General features: G+C 67.1%; 19 protein-coding genes. 9 read left to right on the top strand and 10 right to left on the bottom strand.

Annotated elements, in window-relative coordinates; genetic code table 11:
- Positions 1–3 precede the first annotated feature (3 nt).
- From KYX69_RS00815 to virB11, 7 genes are read left to right on the top strand one after another with little or no spacing between them, the layout of a single operon-like run.
- Entirely contained in the window at positions 4–288 is a 285-nt protein-coding gene (locus KYX69_RS00815) for a type IV secretion system protein VirB3 (protein WP_300492633.1), read from the top strand.
- Positions 261–2,633 (top strand): VirB4 family type IV secretion/conjugal transfer ATPase, encoded by a 2,373-nt coding sequence (locus tag KYX69_RS00810; RefSeq protein ID WP_300492849.1) that lies wholly within the window; start codon positions 261–263, stop codon positions 2,631–2,633. The genes KYX69_RS00815 and KYX69_RS00810 overlap by 28 nt, the downstream gene beginning before the upstream one ends.
- A complete protein-coding gene (locus KYX69_RS00805; RefSeq protein WP_300492632.1) occupies positions 2,630–3,892 on the top strand; it encodes a type IV secretion system protein in 1,263 nt (420 codons plus the stop codon). Before KYX69_RS00810 ends, KYX69_RS00805 begins: the two co-directional genes overlap by 4 nt.
- Positions 3,889–4,668 carry a virB8 family protein gene (locus KYX69_RS00800; RefSeq protein ID WP_300492631.1) on the top strand — a complete coding sequence of 260 codons (780 nt, stop codon included), beginning with the start codon at positions 3,889–3,891 and terminating at the stop codon, positions 4,666–4,668. The genes KYX69_RS00805 and KYX69_RS00800 overlap by 4 nt, the downstream gene beginning before the upstream one ends.
- The gene (locus tag KYX69_RS00795) at positions 4,665–5,375 is read left to right on the top strand and encodes a TrbG/VirB9 family P-type conjugative transfer protein (protein WP_300492630.1); all 711 of its coding nucleotides are present in this window, start codon (positions 4,665–4,667) and stop codon (positions 5,373–5,375) included. The genes KYX69_RS00800 and KYX69_RS00795 overlap by 4 nt, the downstream gene beginning before the upstream one ends.
- Positions 5,372–6,478: a TrbI/VirB10 family protein gene (locus KYX69_RS00790; RefSeq protein WP_300492629.1), complete on the top strand. Its 1,107-nt coding sequence runs from the start codon at positions 5,372–5,374 to the stop codon at positions 6,476–6,478. Before KYX69_RS00795 ends, KYX69_RS00790 begins: the two co-directional genes overlap by 4 nt.
- Positions 6,475–7,476, top strand: coding sequence for a P-type DNA transfer ATPase VirB11 (gene virB11 / locus KYX69_RS00785; protein ID WP_300492628.1), 1,002 nt, complete (start codon positions 6,475–6,477; stop codon positions 7,474–7,476). Before KYX69_RS00790 ends, virB11 begins: the two co-directional genes overlap by 4 nt.
- Here virB11 and KYX69_RS00780 read toward each other — a convergent pair.
- Entirely contained in the window at positions 7,453–8,067 is a 615-nt protein-coding gene (locus tag KYX69_RS00780) for an aspartyl/asparaginyl beta-hydroxylase domain-containing protein (protein WP_300492627.1), read from the bottom strand. The two genes, virB11 and KYX69_RS00780, sit on opposite strands and share 24 nt — an antisense overlap.
- Positions 8,068–8,117: 50 nt before the next feature.
- On the opposite strand from KYX69_RS00780, the gene KYX69_RS00775 reads away from it, so the two are divergent.
- Positions 8,118–8,870: a trans-aconitate 2-methyltransferase gene (locus KYX69_RS00775; protein ID WP_300492626.1), complete on the top strand. Its 753-nt coding sequence runs from the start codon at positions 8,118–8,120 to the stop codon at positions 8,868–8,870.
- Here the strand turns inward: KYX69_RS00775 and KYX69_RS00770 are convergent.
- From KYX69_RS00770 to paoA, 9 genes are all read right to left on the bottom strand, one after another.
- On the bottom strand, positions 8,867–9,760 hold the full coding sequence (locus KYX69_RS00770) for an SDR family NAD(P)-dependent oxidoreductase (RefSeq protein WP_300492625.1): 894 nt from the start codon (positions 9,758–9,760) through the stop codon (positions 8,867–8,869). The genes KYX69_RS00775 and KYX69_RS00770 overlap by 4 nt on opposite strands.
- 74 nt (positions 9,761–9,834) lie before the next feature.
- The gene (locus KYX69_RS00765; RefSeq protein WP_300492624.1) at positions 9,835–10,617 is read right to left on the bottom strand and encodes a TetR/AcrR family transcriptional regulator; all 783 of its coding nucleotides are present in this window, start codon (positions 10,615–10,617) and stop codon (positions 9,835–9,837) included.
- The gene (locus KYX69_RS00760; RefSeq protein ID WP_300492623.1) at positions 10,604–12,184 is read right to left on the bottom strand and encodes an AMP-binding protein; all 1,581 of its coding nucleotides are present in this window, start codon (positions 12,182–12,184) and stop codon (positions 10,604–10,606) included. The genes KYX69_RS00765 and KYX69_RS00760 overlap by 14 nt, the downstream gene beginning before the upstream one ends.
- Entirely contained in the window at positions 12,181–13,800 is a 1,620-nt protein-coding gene (locus KYX69_RS00755) for a carboxylesterase family protein (RefSeq protein ID WP_300492622.1), read from the bottom strand. The genes KYX69_RS00760 and KYX69_RS00755 overlap by 4 nt, the downstream gene beginning before the upstream one ends.
- Positions 13,797–15,104 (bottom strand): MFS transporter, encoded by a 1,308-nt coding sequence (locus KYX69_RS00750; RefSeq protein ID WP_300492621.1) that lies wholly within the window; start codon positions 15,102–15,104, stop codon positions 13,797–13,799. The genes KYX69_RS00755 and KYX69_RS00750 overlap by 4 nt, the downstream gene beginning before the upstream one ends.
- The gene (locus KYX69_RS00745) at positions 15,088–17,397 is read right to left on the bottom strand and encodes a TonB-dependent receptor (RefSeq protein ID WP_300492620.1); all 2,310 of its coding nucleotides are present in this window, start codon (positions 17,395–17,397) and stop codon (positions 15,088–15,090) included. The genes KYX69_RS00750 and KYX69_RS00745 overlap by 17 nt, the downstream gene beginning before the upstream one ends.
- 174 nt (positions 17,398–17,571) lie before the next feature.
- The gene (gene paoC, locus KYX69_RS00740; protein WP_300492619.1) at positions 17,572–19,770 is read right to left on the bottom strand and encodes an aldehyde oxidoreductase molybdenum-binding subunit PaoC; all 2,199 of its coding nucleotides are present in this window, start codon (positions 19,768–19,770) and stop codon (positions 17,572–17,574) included.
- 3 nt (positions 19,771–19,773) lie between these two features.
- Positions 19,774–20,724, bottom strand: a complete 951-nt coding sequence (locus KYX69_RS00735) for a xanthine dehydrogenase family protein subunit M (protein ID WP_300492618.1) — start codon at positions 20,722–20,724, stop codon at positions 19,774–19,776.
- A complete protein-coding gene (gene paoA, locus KYX69_RS00730; protein WP_300492617.1) occupies positions 20,721–21,350 on the bottom strand; it encodes an aldehyde dehydrogenase iron-sulfur subunit PaoA in 630 nt (209 codons plus the stop codon). Before paoA ends, KYX69_RS00735 begins: the two co-directional genes overlap by 4 nt.
- 95 nt (positions 21,351–21,445) lie before the next feature.
- Here paoA and KYX69_RS00725 point away from each other — a divergent pair, with 95 nt between their 5' ends.
- Positions 21,446–21,673, top strand: a complete 228-nt coding sequence (locus tag KYX69_RS00725; RefSeq protein ID WP_300492616.1) for a hypothetical protein — start codon at positions 21,446–21,448, stop codon at positions 21,671–21,673.
- Positions 21,674–21,711: the final 38 nt, after the last annotated feature.

Below are 21,711 nucleotides of genomic sequence, written 5' to 3'. Positions count from 1 at the left end.
CGTATGAATGGTCTTGACCGCGACACCGTGTTCGTCGCGCTGACGCGACCGCAGATGTTTGCGGGCGTGACCTATACATGGTTCATCGCCAATGCCGTGCTGGCGACCGAGCTGTTCCTGATCTTTCGATCGGTGTGGGTGCTGGTCGCCGCCGTGGTGATCCACGCCGCAGGCATGTTGGCGTGCCTGCGCGAGCCGCGCTTCTTCGACCTGTGGATCACCCGGGCGAGCCGCTGCCCGCGCGTCCCCAATTACCGGATCTGGCGGTGCAACTCCTACCGGCCCTGACCCGCGACCGGCGGGTGATCGATCGCGAGGCGAGCGCGGGGCGGCACCTCCCCTACGCGCGCCATGTCGACGATGTCACCATCGCGACGCGCGACGGCCTGTTGATGCAGGTGATCCAGATCGGCGGGCTGTTGTTCGAAACCGCCGACAGCGAAGAGATCAACTATCGCAAGCGGCTGCGCGACGCGACGTTGCAGGCGATCGGGTCGTCACGCTTTGCGGTCTATCACCACATTGTACGTCAGCGAGTCGAGCCGGGGCTGGCGGGGGAGTTTCCCGACGATTTTTCGGAGCGGCTGGACGCGGCGTGGCGCGGACGGCTGGCGCGCAAGCAGCTTTATACCAACGACCTGTTCCTGACCCTGGTCCGCCGCCCGTTGCAGGGGCGGATCGGCCTGCTCGACCGGCTGCGCGGCGGGCTGAGCGGGATCGAGGCGGAGGCGGCGCAGGCGCAGGATCTGCGCGAGCTGAACGAGGCGCGTGAGGCGCTGTTCGCCGCGCTCTCGGCCTATGGGCCGCGCCTGTTGTCCGTCTATGAAACCCCGCAGGGGCCGGCGTCGGAGCCGCTGGAATTCCTCTCGACGCTGTACAATGGCGAACTGCGCCCGGTGCTGCTGCCGATGCAGGATCTGGGCGAATATCTGCCCTATCGCCGCGTAAGTTTCGGCCAGAATGCGATCGAGCTGTCGCCCGCCGCCGGAAGCGGGACCGATTTCGTCGGCATGGTGTCGATCAAGGATTATCCCGGCCAGACCGCGCCAGGCATGCTCGACGATCTGCTGCGCCTGCCGCTGGAGCTGACCATCACGCACAGCTTCGGCTTCGTCGATCGTCAGGCGGCGCTGTCGAAGATGAACCTCGCGCTGCGCCGGATGCGATCGGCAGAAGACGAGGCGGTCAGCCTGCGCGCCGAACTGGGCGAGGCCAAGGACGAGGTTGCGGCGGGCCGCGCCGGATTTGGCGAGCATCACATGACCGTCGCGGTGCGCGGCGCATCGCCCGAAGCCGTCGACCAAGGCGTCGCGGAGGTGCAGGCCGCTTTGTCCGATCTCGGCATCATCGCGGTGCGTGAGGAGATTGCGCTCGAGCCGGCCTTCTGGGCGCAATTCCCCGGTAATTTCAAATACATAGCCCGCAGGGGCCTGATCTCGACCGGCAATTTCGCGGGTCTGGCGAGCGGGCACAATTTCCCGGTGGGCAGCGCTACCGGCAATCACTGGGGCGACGCGGTGACGCTGCTCGAGACGACCGCTGCCGGACCCTATTATTTCAACTTCCACCATGGCGATCTCGGCAATTTCACCGTGATCGGCCCGTCGGGGTCGGGCAAGACGGTCGTGCTCAACTTCCTGCTCGCCCAGGCGCGCAAGTTCCGGCCGCGCATCGTGTTCTTCGACAAGGATCGCGGCGCGGAATTGTTCATCCGCGCGATCGGTGGGCAGTATGACGTGCTGCGCCCCGGCGTCCCGTCCGGCCTCAACCCGCTCCAGCTCGACGACACCGCCGAGCATCGCCAGTTCCTCGCCGACTGGCTCGCGCAACTGGCGGGCGGGGTCGATATCGACGAGGCGGCGCGGCTGAAGGATGCGCTCGACGCCAATTTCGACCAGCCGCGCGAAAATCGCCGCCTGCGCCATCTGGTCGAGCTGTTGCGCGGCGGCGAACGGCCGCACGGCGCGGACCTGTGGTCGCGGTTGCGCCCCTGGTGGGGCGATGGCGAACGCGCCTGGCTGTTCGACAATGACAGCGACACGACCGACCTGACCGCCGAGGCGGTCGGGTTCGACATGACCCAGATCCTGGACGATCCCGCCGTCCGCACCCCGGCGATGATGTACCTGTTCCAGCGGGTCGAGGAGCGGCTGGACGGATCGGCGGCGATCATCGTGGTGGATGAGGGGTGGAAGGCGCTCGACGACGATGTCTTCGTGCGCCGCATCAAGGATTGGGAAAAGACGATCCGCAAGCGTAACGGGATCGTCGGCTTCGCCACCCAAAGCGCGCAGGACGCGCTGGAAAGCCGCATCGCCAGCGCGATCATCGAACAGGCCGCGACCCAGATTTTCATGGCGAACCCCAAGGCGCGCGCGGCAGACTATGTCGACGGCTTCGGCCTGACCCCGCACGAGTTCGAACTGATCCGCGCGCTGCCCGACAATGCCCGCTGCTTCCTGATCAAGCATGGCGCCGAAAGCGTCGTCGCGCGGCTCGATTTGTCGGGCGAGCAGGAGATCCTGACCGTGCTGTCCGGACGCGAGCGCACCGTGCGCCTGCTCGACGCGATCCGCGCCGAACATGGCGACGATCCCGCCGACTGGCTGCCGCGCCTGATGGAGGTCGCATGACCTGTCCCGGCATCGTCGAGGGTGACGCCTTTGTCGTGAGCCTGCTCGGCGCGGCCGACTGTCATGCGCGCGCGGTCGCGACGCTCGGCTATCAGGCGCTGGCGACACCGGGGTCGAGCGCGTCGCTGCTGCTGACCGGCATGCTGACGCTGTTCGTCGCGGTCTGGGGCTATCGCATGCTGCTGGGCGAGACGCCGGGCGTGCGCGACGGCGTGGTGGCGCTGGCCAAGGTCGGCATCGTGCTCGCGCTGGCGACGAGCTGGGCAACCTATCGCCCGCTGGCACATGATCTGGTGTTCGGCGCGCCGGGCGAGCTGGTCGCCGAAGTCGGCGGTGCGGCGGGGCTGCCCGGCACGCTGGGCGATCGCGCGGTGCGGCTGGGCTATGTCGACCGCGCGCTGGTGCGGCTCGGCGAAGCGGGTGTCGGCAAGCGCGAGGGCGATCAGCAGGTGATGCGTCAGCGCAACATCAACGGTCGCAACGAATTGGTGGTCGAAAACGCACAGGACCCGGTCGGCGCGATCGAGCCGATCGCGCTCGGTGCAGCGCGCGTGCTGTTCCTGATTGCGACGCTGGGCGGGTTGATCATCCTGCGCTTTGCCGGAGCCATCCTGCTTGCGCTGGGGCCGATCTTCGTCGCGTTCCTGTTGTTCGACGCCACCCGCGGATGGTTCGCCGGGTGGCTGCGCGGGCTGATGGGCACGATGATCGCGAGCTTTGGCGTCGCGATCCTGCTCGGCATAGAACTGGCGCTGCTTGAGCCGTGGGTCGCGAGCCTCGTCGCGCGGCGGGCCGGTGAGCAGACCATATCGGGCGCGCCGGTCGAACTGCTGGCGGTCACCGCAATCTTTGCGCTGGCGACATTCGGCACGATCTTTCTGGCGTTCAAAGTTGCGACCGGGCTGCAACTGCCACCGAGCTGGCGCGCTGCGCCGGAGCGGATCAACCGCGAGATGGAGCGGCTGTTTCAGGGGCGCGGCGCGGGCGCGGCACCCGCCGCTGAGCCGGTTGCCGAGCGGACGCGGGCGGCGGCGGTCGCGGACGCAGTGATCGCGACCCAGCGGCGCGAATCCGGCGGGGCAGCACCCGTGACGGCGGCTGCGGTTCAGGCGGTTGCTGCCCCCGTACGGACCAATCCGGGCGAGCGGCTCGTCCCCGGACAGGCACCGAGCGCACCACCGCGCCTGGGGCAACGGGCCGCGCGCCGATCGCGCAATCGTGTTACAGCCAGCGCCGGGCGCCGGGATCAGACGACATGAAACAGACCACACGTGCGGCGCTCGACGCCTATTATCGGGAGGGCGGCAGCTGGGCCGCGGATCGCGAAGCTCGGCTCGACCGGTCGCAGCGAACGGCGTGGATCATCGCTGCCATCGCGGTTGTCGTCGCCTTGGTCATGGCAATCGCCCTAGTCGTCATGCTGCCGCTCAAGACGGTCGAGACCCGCACCCTGCTGGTCGATCGCCAGACCGGCTATGTCCAGCAGCTCAACCCGGTCAACCCGGACAAGATCGCGCCCGACACCGCGCTGACCCAGTCGTTCCTGGTGCAATATGTGATCGCGCGCGAAAGCTTCGACATCGACGCGCTTCAGCATAATTACCGCCGCGCGGTGCTGTGGTCGGAAGGCCGCGCACGCAGCCGCTATATCGCATCGGTGCAGGCATCGAACCCCGACAGCCCGCTCGCCAGCCTGCCGCGTAGCAGTTTGATCGAGACGCGGGTCAAGAGCGTGTCGCCGCTCGGCAGTGGATCGGCGCTGGTGCGGTTCGAGACGCAGCGCCGCGATGCCAGCGGACAGACCGCCCCGGCGCAGCATTGGGTCGCGGTGATCCGCTACCGCTACGCCGGTGAGCCGATGAAGCTGGAAGACCGCTTCATCAACCCGCTCGGCTTCACCGTGTCGCACTATGCGCGCAATCCCGAGACCCCCCCTGCGCCAACTCCCGCTTCTGTGCAGGCCGCGCAGGCCGGTGCGCCATCGCCGCTCGCGGCCAGCCCGAGCCCCGCACCGACCGCACAGGTGGCGCGATGAAGTGGGTCGCCGCGCTGCTGCTGCTCGCCGCGCCGACTGCGCTGGCGCAGGTGCGCCCGCAACCCGGCCCCGGCGATCCGCGCGTCCAGACGGTGATGTTCGCCCCCGATCAGGTGGTCCAGCTGCAGGCGGCACCCGGATATCAGATCACGGTCGCGCTCAATCCAGACGAGCGGATCGAAAGCATCGCGCTGGGCGACAGCGCGGCGTGGCAGGCGACGGCGAACAAGCGCGGCGACTATCTGTTCGTAAAGCCGATCAATGCCGGGGTGACGACCAACATGATCGTCATCACCGATGTGCGGATGTATGCATTCGAGCTGGTCCCGGCTTACGGACCGATGGAGGGCCTGCCGTTCGCGGTGCGCTTTACCTATCCCGCCAGCGCGCCAGTCGCAGCCATGTCGAGCGCAGCAGCACCGGCAGTCGACGCAGCGCCCGGACGCTATCGCCTGAGCGGGGACAAGCTGCTGCGCCCCAGCGCGATGGCTGATGACGGGGTGCAGACCGAGATAGAATGGCCGGCCAGCGCGGCGCTTCCGGCGATTTATGCGGTCGGAGACGATGGCAAGGAGGTGCTGGCGACCGGCCATGTCCGCGACGGGCGCGTCGTGGTCGATCGCATCGCGCGCAAATTCGTGTTCCGCCAGGATCGCCGCGTCGCGACCGCGCTACGCATCACCGCCGATCAGGACAAGAAGCGGTGAGCGCGCCGACGATCGGCGATCCGCGACGTGCTCCGGCGATGCGCGAGCCGGGCGATGTGCGTCCGCTGGTCGCGACGGCTTCGCGTGGGCCGTCGCTGCTGATCATTGGCGGCGGCCTCGCGCTCGCCGCGATCCTGCTGTTCGTCGCACTCGAATCGCGTCGCGCCGCACTGCAGGCACCGGCAGTGACGCGCACTGCCGACCCTACGGTCGCCCTGCGCGAGCCGCCGCCGCTCTACATTCCGCCTGCGCCGGCAGCGGAAGCAACGGCGCCGGCTGCAGCACCGGTCGCCGCGCCGACGGTGGTGCCGTTCGTGCTGCCGCAACCGCCGACACGTCAGCCGCGGCCCGAGTTCATCCCCCAGCCGGTCCCGCCGACCTTCATCCAGCAGCCGCAGCCGCAACCCCCGCCGCCCCTGCCCGAGCCGCGCGCGGCGGCGCCGGGCGCGCTGGTCTATGATCGCTCCGGCCCACAGGGCGAAGGCAGTGCTGTCGCGACCGCAGATGGCGCACCCGCCGCGCAGGCACCGGGCGCGCGCGCGGTCGCGGGCACTTTGGTCAACCGGTCGACCACGGTGGCACAGGGGACCCTGATCCCGGCAGTGCTGGAAACCGGGTTCGATTCGACCAAGGCCGGCTTTGCCCGCGCGATCGTCGCGAGTGACGTGCGCAGTTTTGACGGCACCCGCATCCTCATTCCGCGCGGCAGTCGCCTGATCGGCGATCATGCCGGCGGCGCGGAGCCGGGCCAGAAGCGCGCGATCATCAACTGGAGCCGGCTGATTCGGCCCGATGGGGTAACGATCGCGATCGGATCGCCGGCGACCGACGCCACCGGACGCAACGGCGTGCGGGCCAAGGTCAATTCGCACCTGCTCCAGCGGATCTTCCCGGCGCTGCTCCAATCGACGCTCGACATCGGCGTCAACCTTGCCACGCGACCGGCCAATGGCTCGGTGCTGCTGGCGCTGCCCGGTTCGGGCACGAGCGCGCTCACCGGGCAGAACGGCCCCGCGCCGACGCTGAGCGTCCGGCCGGGCACGTCGATCGCGGTGTTCGTCACCCGCGATCTCGATTTCACCGGGGTCGGGAACCCGCAATGACCGCTGAGCCGCCGGCGGCGGGCGTCTATCTGCGCGCCTATCTGGCGCCGCTCGGCCCGTTTCTTGATCGGGCGGATGTAACCGACATCTATGTCAACCGGCCGGGCGAAATCTGGGTCGAGACGCTGGGCGGGGCGAGCGAGCGGCATGACGCGCCGGACCTCACCGAAACTGCGCTGGAACGGCTGGCGCGACAGGTTGCGGCGTTGACGCATCAGGGGATCAGCCGCGCGCACCCGCTGCTGTCCGCCGCACTACCCGACGGTGCGCGCGTGCAGGTGATCGCGGAACCCGCGACGCGTGGCGGGATGGCGATCGCGATCCGTAAGCATGTCTCCGCCGATCTCGGGCTCGACGATTATCAGGCGGCGGGGGCGTTCGACGGGACGCGACGGGGCAGCGCGCTGCATGGCGATGAAGGGCTGGCGCAGCTTTCTGCGTTGCTGGAAGCGAGCGACCTGGCCGGAATGCTGCGACAGGCGGTGCGGTCGCGCCGCAACATCCTCGTCTCCGGTGGCACCTCGACCGGCAAGACCACATTCCTCAACGCGTTACTGCGTGAGATTGCGCCCGAAGAGCGGTTGATCGTGATCGAGGATACCCCCGAGCTGCACCTGCGCCACGCGAACGCGATCGGCCTGCTGGCGACACGCGGGGATCAGGGTGAGGCGCGGGTGACCGCCGACGATCTGCTCGGCGCGTCGCTGCGCATGCGGCCCGACCGCATCATCCTGGGCGAGCTGCGCGGCGAGGAGGCCTATGCCTTTCTGCGCGCGATCAACACCGGCCATCCCGGGTCACTGAGCTCGGTCCATGCCAACAGCGCGGAGGCGGCGGTCGAACAGATCGCGCTGTTGATCCTGCAACGCGGCACCCGGCTCAGCCGCGAAGACGTGACGCATTATGTGCGCTCGACCATCGACGTGTTCGTCCAGCTGGAGCGCGTAGGCGGGCGCCGCCGCGTCGCCGAAGTCCTATTGCCCGGCGCTGGCCGCTAACATCTCGCTCAACCAGTCATCGACGACCGCGTCGATCACCAGATGCACGCGGTCACTGGTGCCACGGTTGACGACCGAATGCGTGTCCATCAGCCGCAGATACCAGGCCTCGCCCGGTGCCATCGTCACCGGCGTGCCGTTAAGCAGAAACTCGACATCCGGGTTGGTCGTGATCGGAATGTGCAGCCGCGCCGCGCCATGTTCGGCGGCGAGATCATGGTCGTAATGCGGCTTGATCACCGACCCCGGGGTCAGCCGCATCAATCGCACCACGGTGAGCGGGCAGCGAAATGCCGCCAGCACCTCGCGGAAATAGGGGGTGTGCGCCAGCAGCGGGCCGTCGACGAACTCGGTCGCGCTCGGGTCGGAATAGATCATCATCACCGGATGCGTCGCGCCCGCAGTGTGACGCAGCGGCAGGACCGACCAATTGCCCTCGTAATTCTGTTTCACAAGATGATCGATCCAGTCGCGATCTACCGCGTCGAGATCGGCGCACAGCCGGTCGGGATCGAAGGCAAAGGGCAGCTTGATCCGGTCGGGCAGGGGCGAGTCCTGACGAGGCGCAGTGCGGATGACCTGATCGAGCATGGCGCAAGCCTAGCGCGCGTCGGTGCCGGCGCAAGCATGAACAGGGCGGTTTGACGCGCGTCTCACGCTGGGCCAAGCAGGCTGCGATGGGCGCGGGCGGCATAGCATCGGATCGGTGGCGGCGGCGCGCGGCGCGGCTGCTCGCGCTGATCCGCGACGGACGTGCGCGCTCCGAGCTGTTCACCCGGCTGCGGTTCGGGGCGCAGGTGCATCAGGACATCAGCCTGAGCTTTCATGACCGCTATCCGCGCCTGTTCGCGGCCGCCCGCGCGCTGCTCGCCGACCGCCCCGCGCCGCGCATCCTGTCCTATGGCTGCGCAGCCGGCGAGGAGGTGACCTCGTTGCGCAGCTATTTCCCCGACGCGATGCTGGTCGGGGCGGAGATCAACCCGGTACTGCTGCGCGCATGTCGTCGCCTGCCGGCCGACGTGAACCGCATCTTCATCGCCTCACGCCACGATCTGATCGCCGCGCACGGCCCCTATGATGCGATCTTTGCGATGGCAGTATTTACGCGCCGCCCCGAAGAGGTGCGGGAGCGCGATCTGCGCGATATCTCGAGCCACTACCCCTTTGCGCTGTTCGCGCGCGACCTGCGGCAGCTCGCGTTGACGCTTGCACCGGGTGGACTGCTGCTCGTCGAGCATGCGCAATATCGGGTCGAGGACGCGCTGGCAGGCCTTCCGTTCAGCGCCGTCAGGGGCCCCGGCGAATGGCTGGCCAAGGGGCCGCGCTTCGCCCCGGACGGTATACGGATCGAACCGCAGCCCGTCATCGCCCGCATCTTCCGCCGGACCGATTAGCGCGCGACTGCGACCGCCGGGGCGGTGATTCCTGCCGCCGCCAGCTCGCGCTCGGCCTGGGTAAAGCCATAGGCCGGGACGATCTCATCGGTGCGATCCGCGGCTTCGGTCCAGCGTGCGGCGAGTTGCTCGCCCGCATCCACGCCACCGCCGATCTGGATGCCGTCGGTCAGGGTGACGTTGGCCGTCGCGAAATGGCCCGCACCAGCGCACAGGATCGCGCGGGTCGGCGCGTCCTCGCCGACCAGCGGCAGCAGCCCCGGGCTGACCAAGGCCGGGTCGAGCGCGGCGAGGCTGGCTTCCGACAGCACCCCCTCGGTCATCCCCGTGGCCGCGGTGGGGGCGAGGCAGTTGACCCGGATGCCGTATTTCTCGCCCTCGATCGCCAGCGTCTGCATCAGGCCGACCAGCGCCATCTTTGCCGCGCCATAATTGGCCTGGCCGAAATTGCCGTAAAGGCCGGAGGAGGAAGTGGTCATGACGATGCGGCCATAGCCCTGCCCGCGCATGATCTCCCACACCGCCTTGCTGGCGATTGCCGCGCCCATCAGGTGCACGTCCACCACCAGCCGGAACTCGTCCATCGTCATCTTGGCGAAGCTCTTGTCGCGCAGGATGCCGGCATTGTTGACCAGAATGTCGACCCGCCCCCACGCGTCCATGGTTGACGCGACGATGTTCGATACCGCCCATTCGTCGGTGACCGATCCGGCCAGCGCCAGCGCCTTGCCGCCGCGCTGACCGATCTCGTCCGCGACGCGCTGCGCGGCATCGGTGCTGAGGTCATTGACCACGACGCGCGCGCCCTTACCCGCCAGATAGAGCGCATGAGCGCGACCAAGTCCGCCGCCGGCGCCCGTTACGATCGCAATCCGTCCATCGAGCAGCATCAACTTCCTCCCATCATTCTTCGCTAACTAGTGAGTGAGTATCTTATGCGAGACTAGGCGCAAAGGCGAGCGGGCTAGGCCCCGCTCCGCCCGCCGCTACCGCAAATCTGCCGAAATCCCGCGGCCATGAACACCGCCATGCGGTCCTTGATCGCCGCAAAATCCTCCGACCGGCACAACCCGCCCGACAATTTGTCGATGCGTCCGGTGCGCGCCAACGTGACCATCAGCGCGCCGGTGACGAAGTGATAGCCCCAGAAGATGTCCTCCTCGGCGCAATCGGGAAGCGCCTTTTTGAGCAGCTCGATCAGCCGCAGCACGACCGGGTCGAAATGCGCGTCCATCAGTTCCGCGCCCCATTCGGGGGTGTTCGCGACGAGCGCGCCGAGCGCGCCGTAATTCTTCCAGCCTTCGCCCCCCTCGATATACAGGTCGAGATCGGTGTCGAGAAAGGCGTGGAGCGCGCCTTCCAGCGTCGGCTTGCCGCCGGTCGCGGCGTCGTAATCGTTCAGCGCCTTCAGCCGCCTTTCGCTTGTCACCACCGCGCGGCGGGCGAAGACCGCGTCGAACAGCTTCTTCTTGTCCTCGAAATAATAGTTCAGCAGCGTGTGGTGGACGCCGACGCGCTTGGCAACATCCTTGAGCGTCACGCCGTGCAGGCCGTGCTTCGAGAACAGATACTCCGCCTCGTCGAGCATCTGCTCCATCATCTCCGCGCGCTGCTCAGCCTTGGTCGCGCGGCGGCGGGGCTTGGGCTTTTCGGATTTCTGCTCAGGCACTGGGCTGTCATTCCCCTGTTGCCCGGATGCGGCCGGATCGCCGCAGCCCGGGTCGAACAAGGTCTCAAGCGCTTCCATATTGAGACCGCAAGCTATTCTTGTCGATTTTACCGGTCGGGGCGAGCGGCATGGCGTCGAGGCGGACGATCGCGTCGGGAATCCACCACGATGCGACGCGGCCACGGAGCGGGGCGAGCAGGTCGGCGTCGCTCAGCGCATCGTCCTGCATCTCAACCAGCAGCAGCGGGCGTTCGCCCCATTTGGGGTCTTCGCGCCCGATCACCGCAGCAAGCGAGACTTGCGGGAGCGCGCCGACCACCGCCTCGATCTCGGCCGGGTTGATCCATTCGCCGCCGGATTTGATCAAATCCTTGGCGCGTCCGGTAATGATCAAGTTGCCCTGCGCGTCGATGCGCGCGAGATCGCCGGTCGCGAACCAGCCATCGGCATCGGTTGCGGGTGCGTCCTGCCCGAAATAGCGATCAACCACGGCGGCACCGCGCACGCGCAAATGCCCCTCCGTGTCGCGCTGCTGCGGCAGCGGCACGCCGTCCGCGTCGGTCAGCAGCAGGTCGACGCCAATCGCCGGGCGACCCGAGACCGCCGCTGTCCGCTGCGGATCGTGCGGCGGTGCGACCGTGCCGGAGGGTGACAGCTCGGTCATGCCCCAGCTGGTCTGGACGGTAACGCCGAGCACGCGCTCAATCCGCTCCATCAGCGCGGGCGCGAGCGGCGAGCCGCCGACGATGATGCGCTCTAGGCTCGGCAGGGTCTCGCCGGTCGCCTCGAGATGCTCGGCGACCCCCAGCCAAACGGTCGGCACGGCGACGCCGATCGTTACCTCTGCTGCCTTGATCAGGCGGGCAAGGCTCGCGCCATCAGTCGCGCGACCCGGCAACACCAGCCGCCCACCCGCGGCCGGCAGCGCGAAGGGCAGGCCCCAAGCATTAGCGTGGAACATCGGCACCACCACCAGCACGCTGTCGGTCGACCGGATCGCCATCACATCGGCCTGAAGGCAGCGCAGCGTGTGCAGGAAGCTGGCGCGGTGGGTGTAGGTCACGCCCTTGGGCGCGCCGGTGGTGCCGGAGGTAAAGCACAGGCCGCATGGCGTGGTTTCGGGGAAGTCGCCCCACACGGCGCCGTCCGGCGCGGTTGCGATCAGCGGTTCGAGCGCCATCACCGCGCAGGTGGCCGGCTGCGCATCCGCAGCACCGTCAATGACCAGCAGCAGCGACAGCGCCGACACGCGCTCGGCAATCGCGTGCGCGAGCGGTTGAAGGTCGGCGCTGACGATCAGCAGCTTCGCCCCCGACTGGACCACCATATCGGCAAGCTGCGCGGCGGTGAGGCGCGGGTTGAGCGTGTGGCACACCGCGCCCATGCCCATGATCGCATACCATGCCTCCACATGCGCCTGGCTGTTCCACGCCAGCGTCGCCACGCGATCCCCCGGCTTGACCCCGAAACCACTGAGCAGCGACGACACCGCCAGCGCGCGATCCCGCAGCTCGGCATAGCCGATCCGGTCGGTCCCCCCGCCCTCACGCGCGGTGACGACCTCCGCATCCGGATACCATTTGGCGGCGTGGTGCAGGAACTTGTCCAGCGTCAGCGGATAATCCTGCATGCTTCCGTCGATCATCGGCAACCCGTCGCCTTGTTGAGGACCGGCGAGGCGACGCCGGTGTTCCAGTTCCACGGCTGATCGCCCGCGGCGCGGCGGCGGCACATCGCCGCTTCGTGCAGCGCGAACATGCCGGGCATCAGCCGCGTGCCGGGCTGGGGCTTGCCCGCGAACGCCATGTAGTTCGCGGCCTTGCCATAGGCTTCCCATGCCGGCTGACCGTCGGCGATTGGCGTCCCGCTGCGCGCGAAGCTCGTCCAGTAGGACAGCATCGCGTCCGACAGGCGGCGATTGGTCACGTCGTCGGGGACTTTGGGCCAATAGGGCGGCGTGCGGCCCGCGGTGCCGAAGACATAGGGGATCTCGGCGGCATGGAAGGCGTGCAGGCCATATTCCGCAGCCGCCGGATAGTCATGGTCGAACAGATAGAGATAGGCGCTCTGCCCGATCGCGGTCTGGCCGATCGCGAGCCGGGTCGCGGTCCAGCCATAGAGCGCATCGCGGGTGGTCGCGAGCAGCGATTCCTTGATGTTGCTCGACGGATAGAGGCGCAGGAAATGCTCGGCGAGATCGCCATAACGCGCGCGGATCGCGGCCTCATAGGCCTCGGCGCTGGCTGGCGCGGGCGGGAGCAGCACCGGAAGCGATCGGATCTCGCCCGAATTGAACCCGGCGAGCACCGGCACCCTGGCCTGTTCGCCATGGTCCCAGGTCGTGACCAGCTGGCGCGTCAAAATCTTGCCGTCGACATTGCCCCATGGGCCATAGCCCTTGGTCGCGGCGTCGAAGGTCAGCTTTTCGGCATCCATCGCGCGCAACGCGGCGAGATCGGCCGCGCCGACCGCAGTCATGATCTGGCTTCCCGCCGCCTCAGCCGAGGGCAGGCCGTACGCGCCGCGCTTGAGCTCGGGCGTGGTGATCATATACGCGCTCTGCGCCACCGCCTTGTGGAACAGGCCGCGCGCCTGCGGGCTGGCCATCAGATACATGACGCTGAGCGCGCCCGCGGACTCGCCCGCGATGGTCACGTTGCCCGCATCGCCGCCGAACGCCGCGATGTTGCGCTGGACCCACTTCAGCGCCGCGATCTGGTCGAGCAGGCCGTAATTGCCCGAGACGCCGTCGGACGATTCTGCGCTCAGTTCGGGGTGCGCGAGATAGCCGAGGATGCCGAGCCGGTAATTGATCGACACCACGATCATGTTGCCACGCTGCGCCATCCGCGCACCGTCATACATGGTTTCGTGGCTGTATCCGGCGACCAGCGCGCCGCCATGGATCCACACGAACACGGGCAGGTCCTTGGCCCCCTCCGGCGCCCAGATGTTGAGCGTCAGGCAATCCTCGCTGACCGTGTCGAGCGGGTTGGTGTAGATCCCGGCATTGCGATTGCGCGGCTGAACGCAGGCGGGGCCGAACGCGGTCGCCTTGCGCACCCCCTGCCAGTCCGCCGCCACGACCGGCGGCTTCCACCGCAGCGGGCCGACCGGAGCCTGCGCATAGGGGATGCCGCGGAAAATGCGGAGCCCGCCCTGCTCCACGCCCTCGACCGTTCCGGCCGGAGCCGTCGCGCGCGGCTGAGCGAGCGCGGGCGCGGCGAACAGCAGCGCAATCAGGACGATCAGCCGCTTCATGCCGCCGCCCCTTCCCGCTTCAGCCGCCGCGCGAGCGCAACGAACAGGCCGATTGCGATCAGGTAGAAGGGCGTCAGGGTGTAGAGCGCGCTCTGCAGGCTCTGCGTATCGCCCTGCGCCTTGAACCAGTCGCTGGCGAACCCGACCCAGGTCGGGCCAAGGCCAAGGCCGATAAAGTTCATGATCAGCAGCAGCAGCGCGCCCGACAGCACGCGCTGGTTCGGTCGTACCTCTTCCTGCACCAGAGCGACCGAGGCCGAGAGGTAGAAATAGTTGAACACCATCACCACCGCGAGCAACGCCAGTGCAAGCGGCCAGCTCGGGGCCCAGACGAAGCCGATATAGAAGGGCATCGCCACCGCGAGCGACGCGGCCGGTGCAATGGCATAACCAGCGCGCGATTTGCGTGTCATCGCGTCGATCACCCGACCCGATACGACCATGCCGCCGCCCATGCCGATCAGTAGGACCAGCGCGTACCAGACCGCGACATCGCCCAGCACCATCCCCTTTTCGCGCATCAGATAGAGGACCGCAAAGTTGCCCAGGCCATAGGTGACGAACTGCGTCGCGCCGCTGCCCAAGGCCGCGAGCATCAGCACCGGGTTGGACAGGAACGCCCCGACTGTGGGCCAGAACGGTGCCTTGTCGTCCGCACCCGCCGCCCGTGCGCCGTCCATCGCGCCCTTTTGCGGCTCGCGGATCGTCAGCCACACGAACGCTGCCGTGGCTACGCCGATCGCGCCGACGATGATGAAGGGCAACCGCCAGCCATAGAGCTCGGCGATCGCCGCGCCGAACGCGACGCCCGCCGCCGCGCCGATCGCGGGGCCGAGGTTGAAGATGCCGAGCGCCGCGGCGCGCTTGCCGGGGGGATAGGTGTCGGTGATGATCGCATAGGATGGCGGGACGCCACCCGCCTCGCCGAACCCGACGGTCATGCGCGCGATCACCAGCTGGGTGTAATTGGCTGCCATGCCGCACGCGACCGTCGCCCCGCTCCAGATCGCGCAGGCAAGGCTGAGCACGCCGACGCGGCTGGTGCGGTCGGCGAACCAGCCGACGGGGATCGCGATGAAGCAATAGAACATCGCGAAATACAGGCCGCCGATGAGTCCCAACTGGGTGTCGGTGACGTTCAGCGAATCCTGGATCGGCTTGGCGAGGATGCCGATCAGCTGCCGGTCGAGGAAGTTGAGGATGTAGACGAAGGTGAGCGTCACCAGCACGAACCAGGGCCGGTTCGCGGGCGACGGACGGCCGGTGTCGCCACCGGCCGTCATTGCATCAGAGGCCGTAGCCAAGACGAATCCCCACGGTGCGCGGGCGCAGCGTGCCGAAGCGGCTCACCAGAAACGCCTCGGGGTGAATGTACACGACCGAATGATCGTCGAAGAGGTTCTCGACATACACATTGGCCGAGAGCGAGCCCTTCTTGACCCCCAGATTGAGGTTCACGTTCGCATATTCGTCGGTCTTGCCGAAGGTTGACAGGCGCAGATTGGGATTGCCCGGCGTGTTCGGGAACGAGCTGTTATACGACCCCACATATTGCGCATTGATCGCAAAGGTGCCGCGCGCGCTGTCGCCCAGGTCGAAACCGTAGGAGATGTACGCCGCGCCCTGCAGCCGCGGCGCAGACAGGCGATGGCCGAGCACCGCGCCCGACACGATTGCCTCGGTCGTCGACAGCTTGGTGATCTTGGAGTCGTTATACGCGGCGTTGAGGCCGATGAAGACATCCTTCGCCGGAATCACGCCGATCTCGACCTCGAACCCCTTGCTGCGCGCCGCGCCGATATTGGTGGCGAACTGGACCGAGTCCGACCGGCGGTTGGCCTGGGCCTGGATGTTGCTCCAGTCGATCAGGTAGAGCGCCGCGTTCATCGTCACGCGGCCATCGAGCCAGCGCGCCTTCGCCCCGAGCTCATAGCTCTTCAGATCGTCCGAATCCGCACCATAGGGAATGATGATGTCGGTCGGGTCGGTCAGGCTGGCGGCGCCGGCACGCGCGTTGACGATCGGCGCGCGGAACCCGGTCGAGAAGGTGGCGTAGGTGGTGATCGCCTCGCTCGGCTTCCACGTCGCGCTGGCCTTCCACGACGGCGCCGACCCGGTCGCCTTGACGCCGGTGGCGGCAGCATAGGGAACCAGGTTGCTCGGCCCGAAATTCACCGGAATGCCGTAGAGCGCGTAGGTGAAATAGTTGAACCCGGCCGCCGTGGCGAGATAGCCGCCCGCCTCGGTGAAGCCCTGCGCGGAGGTGCGGCCATAGCGCATGCCGCCGGTCAGCCAGAATTTGGGCGAGAAGCGATAGGTGATCTCACCGAATCCGGCCAGTTCGTCGCTCTTCTGATAGGTATAGAGCTTCTGATAATATTGATCAGGCAGGCCGGTGATGCCGCGCGCCGCCAGGAATTGCGGGTTGGACCGGTAGAAATAATCCACGTCGCGGCGGCGGTTCATGTAGAAGCCGCCGATGGTGAACTCGAACGGCCCGTCGAGCGACGACACCAGCCGCGTCTCCTGCACGAACACCTTGTCATAGGCGTCGGCGTCGAGGCCGAAGGCGATCGGCGCGGCGGGGAAGGATCCCGCCGGGAAGGTGCCGGCGAGGTCGACATAGAATTTCTGGTCGAAATCCGAATAGGTCGACGAGCTGGTCAGCCGGGCAAAGTCGAATTCATATTCGACCGTGCCGTTGATGATCGTCTGCTTGCCGGTGAAGCGGTCGGGCTGATCCGAAATGCGCTTTTCACGCCCCAGCGACGGGCTGGTCAGCGAGCTGTCCTTGGGATCGCTGTCTTCATAGGAGCCCATCACCCGCACCGACAGCCGGTCATTGGGCTTCCACAGCGCGATCACGCGCCCGCCCCAGTTGATCAGCTTGTTCGAATTCTTCACGCCGGTCCCGACATTGTCGAGATAGCCGTCTTCGTTGCGGTAGAAGCCGACCGCGCGGACCGCGAGCGTGTCGCTGACGATCGGCAGATTGACCATGACATTGTAGCGCTGGCGGAAGCTGTCCGATCCGGTCAGCGCGAGGTCGACCTGCCCAGCCATGTCGAACGACGACAAATTGGGGTTCTTGGTCAGGATGCGCATCGCGCCCGAGAGCGAACCCGACCCGAACAACGTCCCCTGCGGACCGCGCAGGAACTCGACCCGCTCGACGTCGAACAGCGTCGGATCGACCACCGTTGTGTTGCCGATGGTCGAGATTGGCAGTTCGTCGATATAGACCGCGACCGAGCTTTGCAGGTTCGCGTTATAGCCGTTGGTCGCGATACCGCGCGCGGTGAAATTGTTGAAATTCTGGGTCGGGCGGTTGAGCACGACACCCGGCGTTTCGCGGGCGATCCCCTCGAACCCGACAATCCCCTTTTCGGTCAGCTCTTCCTGCTGGAACGCGCTGATGCTGAGTGGGACGTCCTGAATCGGCTCCGCGCGGCGGGTCGCGGTAACGATCACTTCGTCGTCGCCCGGAGCGGTGGAACTTGCGGTGGTGTCGCCGGCCGGGGCGTCCTGCGCCGCAGCGGACATCGGAACCGTGAACAGCGTCACCGCACAGGCGGTCGCCAGAAGCCTTGCCCTCATCCTTACCTCTCCTCGATGCCATCGATCATGCGTCGATTTGCTGCGGTGAATATGTCGCGCGTCGCAGCGGCTGTCAACATTCACTATCGTGCGTGTGAATATCTTTGAGAGCGCAGGTTTGTGCGGATTTGGGGCGGGCTTCTGGCGACGGGCTAAATGGGGAGGGGCCAGCGATCAGGCGATCGCGGGCAACCGGTCCAGATATTTGTCGAGCGTCAGGGGATAGTGGCGCACGCGGATACCGGTCGCGTTGTAGACCGCATTGGCCACCGCCGCGCCCGGGCCGCAAATGCCAAGCTCACCGACGCCCTTGGCCTTGAGCGGCCCGATCACCGGGTCGAGCGTGTCGAGGAACACGCACTCCTGATGCGGAATATCAGCATGGACCGGCACTTCGTACCCGGCCAGATCATGATTGATGAACAGGCCGAAGCGCTTGTCGACCGCCAGCTCCTCCATCAGCGCGGCGCCCGCCGACATCACCATCGCCCCGATCACCTGGCTGCGCGCCGAGAGCGGGTTGAGGATGCGGCCCGCGTCGCACACCGCGAGCATCCGGCGGATCCGCGTCTCGCCGGTATAGGCGTCGACCGCGACCTCCGCGAAGTGACCGGCATAGGTGCCAACGTCATAATCGCGCTTGAACGCGCCGTAGCTCATTTCGCCTTCGGCCGACATCGCCCCGGCATCGGTAAGCACGATGGTGCGGTTGCCGAGCTTGATCTTGCCGTCCTCGAACACCGCGGTATCGCCATCGAAGCCAAGCTTTTCGCCGATCGCGCGGCGCAGCACGAGGCAGGCGGCATAGACGCCGGCGGTCGAACTCGCCGCGCCCCATTGCCCACCCGACCCCGCAGCCACGGGGAAATCGGAATCGCCCAACTCAACCGACACGCGGTCGAGCGGCACGCCCATCGTTTCCGCCGCGGTCTGGGCGATGATGGTGTAGCTGCCGGTGCCGATATCGGTCATGTCGGTTTGGACCGTGATGCGTCCGTCAGCGTCCAGCTTGATCCGCGCGGCGGATTTCATCGTCGGTGCGCCGCGATAGCCCGCCGCGACGCCCATCCCGATCAGCCAGCGCCCCTCGCGCGTCACGCCCGGCTTGGCACTGCGCTTGCTCCAGCCGAAGCGGGCTGCACCTTCGCGCAGGCAGCGGGTGAGGTGACGGTCGGAAAAGCGCCGCGCGGGGTTGCTCGGCACCGTCTCCGGCTCGTTGCGGATGCGCAGTTCGATCGGATCGATGCCGAGTTTTTCGGCCAGCTCGTCCATCGCGACTTCCAGCGCCATATGCCCCGGTGCCTCGCCCGGCGCGCGCATCGCATTGCCCTCGAGCAGGTCGAGCGTCGCGATATAGTTGGCGGTCAGGCGGTTGGCGCCGGCATAGAGCTTGGGCGTCTGCAGCGTCCCATTCTCGCCATCCTCGCCATTCAGATTTCCGGACCAGTTTTCGTGCGCAATCGCCGTGATGCGCCCGTCCTTTTCCGCACCGATCCGCAGCCGTTGGATCGTCGCGTGGCGGTGGGTGGCGTTGTTTGCCATCAGCGGGCGCTGCATCGCGATCTTGACCGGTCGCCCGGCCGCCTTGGCCGCGAGCGCCGCGAGCACAGCGTCGGCACGGATGAACAGCTTTCCGCCAAAGCCGCCGCCGACATAGGGCGAATCGACCCGGATATTCTCGGCCGGGATGCCCAGAATCTGGCTCATTGACCGCTTCGCCCAGTTGATCATCTGATTCGATGTCCAGATCGTCAGCCGGTCGCCCTCCCATGCCGCGATGGTCGCGAACGGCTCCATCATCGCATGGCTTTCATCGGCGGTATGGTAGCGCGCGTCGAGCTTGACCGGGGCGGCGGCAAAGGCCGCGTCGAAATCGCCCAGAGTTTTGCGGTCGGGCTTGTCGCCGCTGCCCTTGGCCAGCGGCGCGCCGGGTGCCGCCTTCTCCAGGTCGAATGTCCCCTCGACCCGGTCATAGCGGGTCTGGATCAACGCTGCGGCGGCGCGCGCCTGCTCAAACGTTTCGGCGACCACACAGGCGATGGCCTGATGATAGTGCGAAATCTCGCTGCCGCCGAACAGGGGCGCGTTGTTGAACTGCGGCTTGCCGACTGGCTTGGTCTCCGGCGCGGCGACGACTGCGATCACGCCCGGCGCGCGTTTGGCGGCGCTGGTGTCCATCGACGTGATGCGTCCCTTGGCGATCGCCGATCCGACGATGAAGCCATAGGCCTGGTTGGCGGCGACGTCGTGGCGCTCGGCGGCATAGGGGGCGGTGCCGCTGGTCTTGAGCGGGCCGTCGATCCGCGGTGTCGATTTGCCGACGACCTTGGCCTTGTCGAATAGGTTGGTCCCGGCCGGGGCGTTGAACTCCATCGGTCAGCTCCTCGCATCGGCAAGCACGCCCGCGAGCGTGCGCTCGGCGAGGGTGATCTTGAACTTGTTTTCGTCGGTCGGGCGGGCATCGGCAAAAGCGCGGGAGACGACCGCGCGCGCGCCCTTCGGCAACAGGCTGTCCGCCTCCTCCACGCGCCACGGTTTGGGCGCGACGCCGCCGAATGCGATCCGGCCGGTTCCGTCCTTCTGCAGTACCGCTGCGACCGACACGAGCGCAAAGGCATAGGAGCTGCGGTCGCGCACCTTGTGATAAACGTGCTTGCCCCCAAGCGGTTTGGGGAGCGTCACCGCCGTGATCAGTTCACCCGGCTCAAGCGCGGTTTCGATATGCGGGGTGTCGCCCCACAGCCGGTGGAAGTCAGCGATCGGAATCGCGCGGGTCGTGCCATCGGGTTTCACCGTCTCGACCACCGCGTCGAGCACGCGCAATGCCACCGCCATGTCGCCGGGATAGGTTGCGATGCACGCATCGGACGTGCCGATGACGCCCAATTGCCGCGAAAACCCGCCGATCGCGCCGCAGCCGCTGCCGGGCGTGCGCTTGTTGCAGGGGAGGTTGGGGTCGTAGAAATAGGGGCAGCGGGTGCGCTGGAGCAAATTGCCGCCGGTCGTCGCCTTGTTGCGCAGCTGGCCCGACGCGCCGGACACGATCGCACGGGTCAGCACGGCATAGTCGCGCCGCACGCGCTTGTCGGCGGCGAGCGCGGTGTTACGCACCATCGCGCCGATGCGCAGCCCGCCATCGTCCGTCGCCGCGATCGTGTCGAGGCCGAGATGGTTGACGTCGATCAGGTGCGCCGGCGTCTCGATCTCGAGCTTCATCAGGTCGAGCAGATTGGTGCCCCCCGCAATGAAGCGCGCACCCTGCACCCGTGAGGCCATCGCCGCGGCTTCAGCGGGGGAGCTGGCGCGGGCATAGCTGAACGGCTTCATGCCTTGGCTCCTGCAACTTCGGCCATTGCCTCGGCGATATTCGAATAGGCGCCGCAGCGGCACAGATTGCCGCTCATCCGCTCGCGCATTTCGATGTTGGTGGCGCGGGGCTTGGCGGCCACATCCTCCTGAACATGGCTCGGAATGCCACGCTTGATCTCATCGAGCACCGCGACCGCCGAGCAGATCTGCCCCGGCGTGCAATAGCCGCACTGATAGCCGTCATGCTTGATGAAGGCCACCTGCATCGGGTGCAGATGATCGGGCGTACCCAGCCCCTCGATCGTGGTTACCGCATCGCCATCATGCATCACCGCGAGCGTCAGGCAGCTGTTGATCCGCTCCCCATTGACGATCACCGTGCACGCGCCGCACTGGCCATGGTCGCAGCCCTTCTTCGTGCCGGTCAGCTTGAGATGCTCGCGCAACGCATCGAGCAGCGTTGTCCGGACATCAAGGTCCAGCGCGCGCGGCGTGCCGTTGACGGTCAGAGTGACAGGCATGTTGTTCTCCACGGCCCGGGTGGGCGCCGCCGCCGCGGTACGGACCTGGCTGGCGGCCACACCAACGGCTCCGGCGGCGAGAACACCACGCCGGGACAGGTTGAGCAAGTCCCGCTCATTCATCGTTCGCAGCCCTCCGTGATGCTCAGATTTCCCAGCGTAACGTGTCGTGGCGCGAATTGTTACCTGACCGAGATGGGAAATTCCGCCTGTTCCCTTTGATCGACGACATCGCCTTGCCGCTCCTGTCGATCGGCATGTTCGCCCTGTTGATGGTTGGCGCTTACATCGCCGGCTTGTGGGCCGTGCGCGACCACCGCAGTTCGAAAGGCTGGAAACCCGCCGGCGGCGAAGTGCCATGCCCAGTCGACGAGAAAGAATCCGATATCGGTAACGTCGCGCACGCCGCAAGCCGCGATTGCCGACATAATCCCGAGTGCATTTGACGTAGCAAAGCTGCCGCCGCCAGCTCGGCTCGGCCTTC

The organism is Sphingomonas sp., from assembly GCF_030145815.1.
In the GTDB taxonomy this organism is placed as follows: domain Bacteria; phylum Pseudomonadota; class Alphaproteobacteria; order Sphingomonadales; family Sphingomonadaceae; genus Sphingomonas.
Note: the sequence above shows the minus strand (reverse complement) of the source record. Positions and strands in the feature narration are given on the sequence as shown.